Here is an 8,107-nt window from a genome sequence, read left to right as displayed (position 1 = left end):
ACTGTTCGGAGATGACCATGCGGATCACTCGTCAGGGTGCACGCCGATCCACCCTGACGGCGAATCGGCTATTCCTGACCTGCCCCACAGGAGTCCGTTTCCTCTCCGGCCCGAAGGCCGGAGCATCCACGGAGAAATCTGATGAAGTACGCCAGGAAGGCCCGCGCCGAGCAGGTGGAGAGCACCCGCGAGCGGATTCTGGACACCGCGGAGCGGCTGTTCGGGGAGCACGGGGTGTTCTCGGTGTCGAACCGGCAGATCAGCGAGGCCGCCGGGCAGGGCAACAACGCGGCCGTCGGTTATCACTTCGGGTCCAAGAACGACCTGGTCCGGGCGATCGTGCAGCGGCACGCCGAGCCGATGACGGCGATCCGGCAGCAGCTGCTGGCCACGATCGGCGCGAGTGCCGACGTGCGGGACTGGGTGGTGTGCGTGGTCCGGCCGATCACCGAGCACCTGGCGAGCCTGGGCAATCCCAGCTGGTACGCCCGGTTCGCCGCACAGTTGATCGCGGACCCGAACCTGCGGGACCTGACCGAGGCCGAGGTGGGGGAACTTCCGACGTTGCAGGCGGTATTCCGGGGGTTGGATCGGGTTCTGCCGGAAATGTCGCCGGAGGTGCGCCGGGAACGTGACGACATGGCGCACACGCTGATTCTGCATTTCTGTGCGCGCCGTGAGCGCTTGCTGCCGCTCGGTGCCGATGTCCGTCCGATATGGAAAACGACCGAAACGAGCCTGATCGACGCATTGGAGGGGCTCTATCGCGCGCCGGTGACCAGGAACTTCTGACACACCGGCCACTTAGGACCCCCGGGATCACCCATACGTCAAGCAGTTGCTTTAAATTGGGGCTCTTGATCGCCGGACGTACCCCGCGAAAGGGTCTCAACATGTCCCCCACCATCCCCCACCGCTTCAGCTCCCAGGAGCTGGAGGATCTGCGCGCCCGGTATCGATCGGAACGCGATCGCCGGATCCGGCCGGACGGCGCCACCCAGTACCGGAAGACGGCCGGCGAGTTCGGCTACTACGCGAAGGACCCGTACACGCCGTTCACCGAGCGGGCGGCGAAGACCGACCGGGTCGAGGCGACAGTGATCGGCGGCGGGTTCGGCGGCCTGCTGAGCGGGGCGAAACTGCGCGACGCCGGGGTGCAGAGCCTGCGGGTGATCGACGAGGCGGGGGATTTCGGCGGTACCTGGTACTGGAACCGTTACCCCGGCATCCACTGTGACATCGAGGCGACCGTCTACATGCCGCTGCTGGAGGAGGTCGGTTACGTCCCGAAGTGGCGGTACGCCCCCGGCGAGGAGATCCGGCAGCACTGCGTCAACATCGCCAAGCGGTACCAGCTGTACGACGACACCATGTTCCACACCAAGGTCACCGGGCTCACCTGGGACGACGAGGCCGCCGAGTGGCACGTGACGACGGACCGCGGCGACGCGTTCACCTCCCGCTACGTGGTGATCTCGTCCGGCACCCTGACCCAGCCGAAGCTCCCCGGCATCCCGGGCATCGAGGGGTACCAGGGGCACACCTTCCACACCAGCCGCTGGGACTACGGCTACACCGGTGACGACCTCGAGAAACTCGCCGGAAAGAAGGTGGCGGTGGTCGGCACCGGCGCCACCGGCATCCAGGTCATCCCGCACGTCGCCGAGACCGCCGAGCAGCTCCTCGTCTTCCAGCGCACCCCGTCGTCGGTCGACTTCCGTGGCAACCGCCCCACCGACCAGGCGGTGCTCGACTCGGTGCGGCCGGGCTGGCAGCGGGAGCGGATGGAGAACTTCCTCAGCCTGGTCACCGGCGGGCACGTCGACACCGACATGATCGCCGACGGCTGGACCGGCACGGCCAAACTGCAACGGCAGATGCTGACCGGTACGGTCGACCCGACGATCTCCGACGAGGAGCGGGCGTACCACGACGAGATCGCCGACTTCCGCAAGATGGACGAGATCCGGGCGCGGGTGGCCTCGATCGTCACCGATCCGGAGACCGCGGAGAAGCTGAAGCCGTGGTACCGGTACATGTGCAAGCGGCCCACGTTCAGCGACTTCTACCTGCCGACGTTCAACCGGGAGAACGTGACCCTGGTGGACACCGCCGACACCGGTGGCATCACCCGGATGACCGCGACCGGCATCGTGGTCGGCGACACCGAGTACGAGGTGGACTGCGTCATCTTCGCCACCGGGTTCGAGGTCGGCATCTCCGGGGTGCTGTCCGGGACGCTGCCGGTGACCGGCCGGGGCGGGATGCCGCTGCTCGGGCACTGGGCGCGCGGGCCGCGGACCCTGCACGGGTTCTACAGCCACGGCTTCCCGAACCTGTTCCACCTCGGGTCGATGCAGAACGCGGCGGCGGTCAACTTCGTGCACGTGCTGCAGGAGCAGGCCACCCACATCGGCGCGGTGGTGGCCGAGGCGAACAGCCGGGGCGCGAAGCGGGTCGAGCCGTCCGCCGAGGCCGAGCAGGCGTGGTGCGACACGATCTCCGCGACCGCACCGAAGCAGTACGCCTTCCAGGCCGAGTGCACGCCCGGCTACTACAACGGCGAGGGCAACCCGCGCCAGGTGAGCTTCTCGTTCGGCCCGGGCCCGGTGGTCTTCCACGAGCTGCTGCGCAACTGGCGCGCCGACAACATCGACGAGATCCTGTCCTGACGTCGATTCGTCGAACGATGACCGGCCCGCCGAGGGCAGGGCGGCGGGCCGGTCCGTCACAGCGTCAGCAGGCCGTGGTGTCCTTGCAGTCGATCCAGCCGGAGGACGACATCCGCGGGCCGGTGAGGTAACCGCTGAACACCGTCTTGACCGACGCGCCGTTGCTGCTGCACTGCTTCTTGGTGAGGCTGGTGGAGGTCACGTAGACGCCGGCGTACTGGATCATGCTGTGGCCCTTGGGGATCGTGATGTCCTGGGTCACCGAGACGGTCTTCTTGATCCGGACGTCCATCGCCAACTCGGCGCTGGAATCGATGCCGGCGCCGACGTTGAACGCCTTGACCGGCACCTCGACGCTCAGGTTGCCGCCGATGCTGCCGGTGTATGAGGCGCCGAAGTCGATCTCCCCGCTCCAGTTCTTGGTCACCTTCAGCGGCGCCGTGGAGGGTGCGGCCCAGTGCTCGGACTTGAGGATCTTCAGCGTCCGCGCGGTGCTGTTGACGGTGACCCAGGAGCTGTTCGGGTCACAGATCGTCGGAGCGGCCTGGGCTGCGGCCGGCAGCGTGCCGAGGAGGGCGCCGGAGGAGACGAGTGATGCCACGGCGATGGCGAAGACACGGCGCATGTGGTGTTCCTTCAGTTCACAGGAAACCCCCGTGGCTTCCTGGTGAACCGGCACGCTACAGGGCTGTCACCAGCGAGAATCTTCCGTCTCGGGCAGGATTCGGACAGCAGGCCGCGAAGTTCTACTCACTTGTCAAGACGATGAAAGGATTTCACAGGGAACTGGCAGGTGACGTTATCTGCCGTTTTGTGCGCCGCCGCAGGCGTGCCAGCACCGCGACCGCCACCACCGCCACGAACGCTGCGGTGATCCAGACCACACCTGTCGCGTCGAGCCAGGTGGTGACCGTCCCCTGCACACCGGTGACCGCGCCGACGATCGGATCCCGGGCACTGCCGGCGCCGGACATCAGGCGCAGCTCGTACCAGCCGTAGTAGGCCACATAAGCCCCCGCGACCAGCAGGAACGCACCACTCAGCCGGGAGATCCAGGGCAGCACCGCACGGGTCCGCCGGACCGTCGCCTCCCGGGCCAGCGCGACCATCATCGCCAACAGGCCCACCACCAACCCCATGCCTATTGCGTACGCCAGGAAGGCGCTCAGTCCGGTCCGGATGTCGCTCTCCCCCGAGACCAGCCCGGTGACCGCGAGAAACGGCGCGATCGTGCAGGACAGCGAGGCCACCGCGTAGGACGCCCCGTACCCGTACAGCGCGAGAACCGAATGCGACGGCGACCCGGCGGCCAGCCGCGGAATCCGCAGTTGCAGCTCCCGCCCGGTCAGCAGCCAGCCCCCGAGCAGCACCAGCAGCACCCCGATCCCGACCGCGGCCCACGGCAGATGCTGCTGGATCGGCGCGGTGGTGACTCTGAGCAGAAACCCGATGCTCCCGAAAACGGTGACGAACCCGGCGGTCATCGCCACCGAGAGCCGCAGAGCCCGCCACACTCCCCCGGGCCCGGAGACGAGAATCGCCAGGAACGACGGCAACAACGCGAACCCACAGGGGTTGAAAGCCGCCAGCAGCCCCGCCGCCAGCGCAAAGGTGATCGTGTCCATCACCGGGCTCTACGTCCCGCCGCCCCACCACAGTTCAAACCCACCGACACGACTACGCCCACCACCCGCCGAACCAGCACCCGGGTCGCGGCCGGTGAGGCGGGGCGACGCAAGGCGACACAAGGCGGGGGCCGGGCGGGGCGAGGGCGGGGCAAGGCGACGCAAGGCGGGGGCGGGGCGAGGCGGGGGCGAGGCGAGGTGAGGCGGGGGCAAGGCGAGGTGAGGCGGGGCAAGGCGAGGCGCGGGGACGAGGCACGGGTCAGGTCAGCGGCAACGTCATGTGCACCCGGTAGCCGCCGTCCTCGGTCGGGCCGGACTCCAGGGCGCCGTTCAGCAGACAGGCCCGTTCGTGCAGGCCGACCAGGCCCTGTCCGGCGCCGGGCAGCGGCAGGGCCGGGCGCGGCGGCCGCGTGTTGGTGATCGTCACGCCGGTGTGCGGCCCCGAGTGCCACAACTCGACCGTGGCGGCGGCGCCCGGCGCGTGTTTGCGCACGTTGGTCAGCGCCTCCTGGACCGTCCGGTAGATGGCCCGCTGCCCGGGGGTACCGACCGTGGGCGCCGGCTCGCCGATCAGCTTCGCCTCGATCCCGCTCGCCCCGACCAGGGTCCGCAGGTCAGCGAGGGTGGGCTGCGGGGACAGCTCGGTGGCACCGGAGGCTCGCAGCAGGGTGACCATGGTGCGCAGTTCCTCCAGGGTGCCCACGCTCAAGGTGCGGATGGTCCGGGCCGCCTCCCGGGTGGCCGCCTCACCGGACGCCACCTGCAGCGCGCCGGCCTGCACAGCGATCAGGCTGACCTGATGCGACACCACGTCGTGCATCTCGCGGGCGAGCTGGGCCCGTTCCTGGGCAAGGATGGCCTGAGCATGCAGGACCCGTTCGTGCTCCTTGGCCTCCTCGATCTCCTCGATCCGCCGGGACAGCTCACGCCGGGTCAGCACCAGCTGCCCGAGCAGCACCGGGACGGCCGCGGTGGCCAGCCCGTACGCCAGGTACACCAGGGTGTCGGACGCTGACGTCGCCTCCGTGTCGAACGGTGACGGAGCCGCCGACGCGATCGCGAACAGCACCGCGCACCCGGCGAGCCACCGCCGGTCCCGGACCCGGGTGGACAGCACGTACAGGGCGACGAACGGAGCGACCAGAGCCGCCTCGAGCAGCGCCGCCGGCAGCGTCAGCGCGAAGACGGTCCGCGGGAACCGGTGCCGCAACGGCAGCACCACACACGCGACGACACCGAGAGCGATGCTGACCGGGGCGTCGCTCCACATGTTGACGAAGGTGTCGAGGGCGGCCGCGGCGATCAGGGCGGCCTCGATCAGCACCGTGCGGTACCTCAACGGCATGTCCCCTGCGTCAGCAGCGCCGCCTGCACCCGGGTGGAGACCCGCAGGGTGGCCAGCAGCGCGCCGACCCGTTCCTTGACCACGGCCGGGGTGAGACCGAGGTGGTCGGCGATCTCGGCGTTGGTGAGACCACCGGCGATCATGTCGAGCAGCCGCCGCTCGTCGTCGTCCAGATCACCGAGGCGCCCCGGGGCGGTCCGGGGCAGGCTGCCCTCCAACCGGCGGGCGGCCGTCGGGGACATCACCACACCCCCCGCGGCGAGGGTGCGCACCAGCTGGGCCAGCATCTCCGGATCGGTGTCCTTGAGCAGGAACCCGGCCGCCCCGGAGTGCAGGGCGGTCAGCACGTACTCGTCGGCGTCGAAGGTGGTCAGCATCGCCACGACCGGAGGCTCGCCCCCATCCCCATCCCCGACCCCGGGCCCGACGTCACCAGCGGTCACCGCCCCGGCCCCGGCCCCGGGCCTAGCGCCACCAGCGGTCACAGCCCCGGATCCGGCCTCCGCCTGGAGTTCCCGGAGCACGGTCAGCCCGTCGACGCCGGGCATCCGGATGTCCAACAGGACCACGTGCGGCCGCAGCTCCCGGATGGCGGCAAGCGCGCCCGTGCCGGTCGTGGCGGCGACGACCTCGATGTCCGGAGCGGTGTTCAGGATCAGCGCGAACGCCGACCGCACCAGCGCCTCGTCATCGACGATCACCACCCGGATCACACACCACCACCCGTCGCCCGGCCACCGGCCCGCCCCCGAAGCGACGCCGTCCAGGTCCGACAGTAGAGCGCCCGGCCCGCCCGGCCACTCCCCCTACCAGTGGGAGTGGCCCCGCCGACAGTCCCCCATTGCCGCCGGAATACCTGCCCGAATGGGCGTTTACGGCCCGCTTGGCAGTTTCCCGATATGCGCCACGCACTCTTGATCTTGCGTTTTCGCCGAGGTACTTTCTGCGCTCGCTATTGAATTGACAACACGGGGGAAACCTAGTGACGGGGAAGAAGAAGCGCCGGGCAGTAATCGCTCTGGCAGCAATCAGTACCGGTTTCGTCACCGCGATCACACCGAGCTCCGCGGCATTCGCGGCTTGTGACGCCCGCCCGAAGGTGACCACGCAGTACACCTTCAAAGACAAAAAACACACCAGCCTGGCGACCAACCTGAAGAGCGCCTGGGTCGAGGGACCGGCGAACATCACTTACACCAAGACGGCTACCTCAACCGTTTCCGCACAGGTCACCGCGACCGTTTCCGCCGAGGCCGGAATCGTTTTCGCCAAGGCCAGCTCCTCCCTCGGTGTCACGGTCGGCGCCAGTTACTCCAAGAGCGAGCAATGGTCGTACTCCAAGAACGTCCCGAAGGGTAAGGACGGACAACTGCGGATGTACCACGACGCGCTCGGATTCACCGTCACCAAAAAGGTGTGGGACGGATCGCGTTGCGACTTCCGGCACGTTTACACCTCCAAGGTGGTCGCCCCGAAGAAGACGGGCGAGGACTACTGGAAGCTCGTCACGCGTAAATCGTGACCCTGATCCCGGCCTGAATTCCGTGCCTGCCGGGCCCCTTCGGGCAGGCACAGTCTCGCCGAACCGGGAAACGCTCAGTTGTGGGGCTGGCCCGGCCAGCCCCGCTCCGGGGTCAGATCGAACGGCCACGAACCGCCGCGTGGCTGTTGCACCGGCACCTCACCGAACCGGCTGAGATACCTGTCGTTGACCAGCCAGGCACCGACTCTGCCTCGGTAGAAATTCGCTCGGTCCATGTTCGCTCCCCCGGTTTCCGGTGACCGTACATCGAAGTCCGTTGACTCCATCGTGACTCGCCGAGAAAGAAATCGACAATCGGATCTCGAACTGCGGACCTGCTCAACCCCCGAAAGAGGGCACAGTCACCGGAAACCACAGGGATCACCGCAGATCAGTTGTCAACGGTCTTGCCGACCACCGCGAACGCGGAATCCAGGTCGACATCCCATTCCTGACCGGACGCGTCACGAACCTCGGCCTCGAACGCCACACCCTTGTCGTCGGACGCCTCCAGGTCCAGAAGTGTGCTGCCGGCACCGACCGCGGCCAGAGCCGCCTTCTCACCGGAAGCCCGCTCCTCGGCCGTCAGCACCCGGTCATCGGTGTCCGGCCCGTCGCCGCCGGCACCGTCGTTGTCATCGTCGTCGTCCTGCTCCTGGGAGACGACCTTCAGGTCCTTGTCCAGGTGCACCGACACCTCGCTGCCGTCGGCCTTGCGGACGTCGACCTCGAACGCCTCACCCTTGTCGTCGCTGGTCTCCACGTCGAGCACCGTGCCCGGCACCGTCTGGACGGCCGCGTTGCCGACCCGATCCCGGTCGGCGCCGGTCACCTCGTCGGCCTGGGCCGCGGTCGCGAACAGCACCCCACCGGTGCCGAGAGCGGCCGCGAGAGCCACACCCGCGACGATGACGCGCTTGCTGCGGAGCTTGGCGGTATTCAT

General features: G+C 68.5%; 9 protein-coding genes. 3 read left to right on the top strand and 6 right to left on the bottom strand.

What is annotated here, in order from left to right; all coding sequences use genetic code 11:
- The first annotated feature begins 141 nt into the window (after nucleotides 1-141).
- Both Aco03nite_RS45740 and Aco03nite_RS45735 read left to right on the top strand, forming a co-directional pair.
- Entirely contained in the window at nucleotides 142-792 is a 651-nt protein-coding gene (locus Aco03nite_RS45740; RefSeq protein WP_203808162.1) for a TetR/AcrR family transcriptional regulator, read from the top strand.
- A gap of 101 nt (nucleotides 793-893) precedes the next feature.
- Nucleotides 894-2,672 carry a flavin-containing monooxygenase gene (locus Aco03nite_RS45735; protein WP_203808160.1) on the top strand — a complete coding sequence of 593 codons (1,779 nt, stop codon included), beginning with the start codon at nucleotides 894-896 and terminating at the stop codon, nucleotides 2,670-2,672.
- Nucleotides 2,673-2,736: 64 nt separating this feature from the next.
- Here Aco03nite_RS45735 and Aco03nite_RS45730 read toward each other — a convergent pair whose 3' ends face one another.
- From Aco03nite_RS45730 to Aco03nite_RS45715, 4 genes are all read right to left on the bottom strand, one after another.
- The gene (locus tag Aco03nite_RS45730) at nucleotides 2,737-3,297 is read right to left on the bottom strand and encodes a hypothetical protein (RefSeq protein WP_203808158.1); all 561 of its coding nucleotides are present in this window, start codon (nucleotides 3,295-3,297) and stop codon (nucleotides 2,737-2,739) included.
- A 151-nt stretch (nucleotides 3,298-3,448) separates the two neighbouring features.
- Nucleotides 3,449-4,297: a cytochrome c biogenesis CcdA family protein gene (locus Aco03nite_RS45725; protein ID WP_203808156.1), complete on the bottom strand. Its 849-nt coding sequence runs from the start codon at nucleotides 4,295-4,297 to the stop codon at nucleotides 3,449-3,451.
- Nucleotides 4,298-4,556: 259 nt separating this feature from the next.
- The gene (locus tag Aco03nite_RS45720) at nucleotides 4,557-5,642 is read right to left on the bottom strand and encodes a sensor histidine kinase (RefSeq protein WP_203808154.1); all 1,086 of its coding nucleotides are present in this window, start codon (nucleotides 5,640-5,642) and stop codon (nucleotides 4,557-4,559) included.
- On the bottom strand, nucleotides 5,633-6,355 hold the full coding sequence (locus tag Aco03nite_RS45715) for a response regulator (protein ID WP_203808152.1): 723 nt from the start codon (nucleotides 6,353-6,355) through the stop codon (nucleotides 5,633-5,635). The genes Aco03nite_RS45720 and Aco03nite_RS45715 overlap by 10 nt, the downstream gene beginning before the upstream one ends.
- 269 nt (nucleotides 6,356-6,624) lie before the next feature.
- Here Aco03nite_RS45715 and Aco03nite_RS45710 point away from each other — a divergent pair, with 269 nt between their 5' ends.
- Nucleotides 6,625-7,164, top strand: coding sequence for a hypothetical protein (locus Aco03nite_RS45710; RefSeq protein ID WP_203808150.1), 540 nt, complete (start codon nucleotides 6,625-6,627; stop codon nucleotides 7,162-7,164).
- Nucleotides 7,165-7,238: 74 nt separating this feature from the next.
- Here Aco03nite_RS45710 and Aco03nite_RS45705 read toward each other — a convergent pair whose 3' ends face one another.
- Both Aco03nite_RS45705 and Aco03nite_RS45700 read right to left on the bottom strand, forming a co-directional pair.
- Nucleotides 7,239-7,400, bottom strand: coding sequence for a hypothetical protein (locus tag Aco03nite_RS45705; RefSeq protein ID WP_203808148.1), 162 nt, complete (start codon nucleotides 7,398-7,400; stop codon nucleotides 7,239-7,241).
- Nucleotides 7,401-7,555: 155 nt separating this feature from the next.
- Complete coding sequence (locus Aco03nite_RS45700) at nucleotides 7,556-8,107, bottom strand: PepSY domain-containing protein (RefSeq protein ID WP_203808146.1); 552 nt, start codon at nucleotides 8,105-8,107, stop codon at nucleotides 7,556-7,558.

Origin of the sequence: Actinoplanes couchii (assembly GCF_016862075.1) — a bacterium.
Taxonomy (GTDB): Bacteria; Actinomycetota; Actinomycetes; order Mycobacteriales; family Micromonosporaceae; genus Actinoplanes; species Actinoplanes couchii.
Note: the sequence above shows the minus strand (reverse complement) of the source record. Positions and strands in the feature narration are given on the sequence as shown.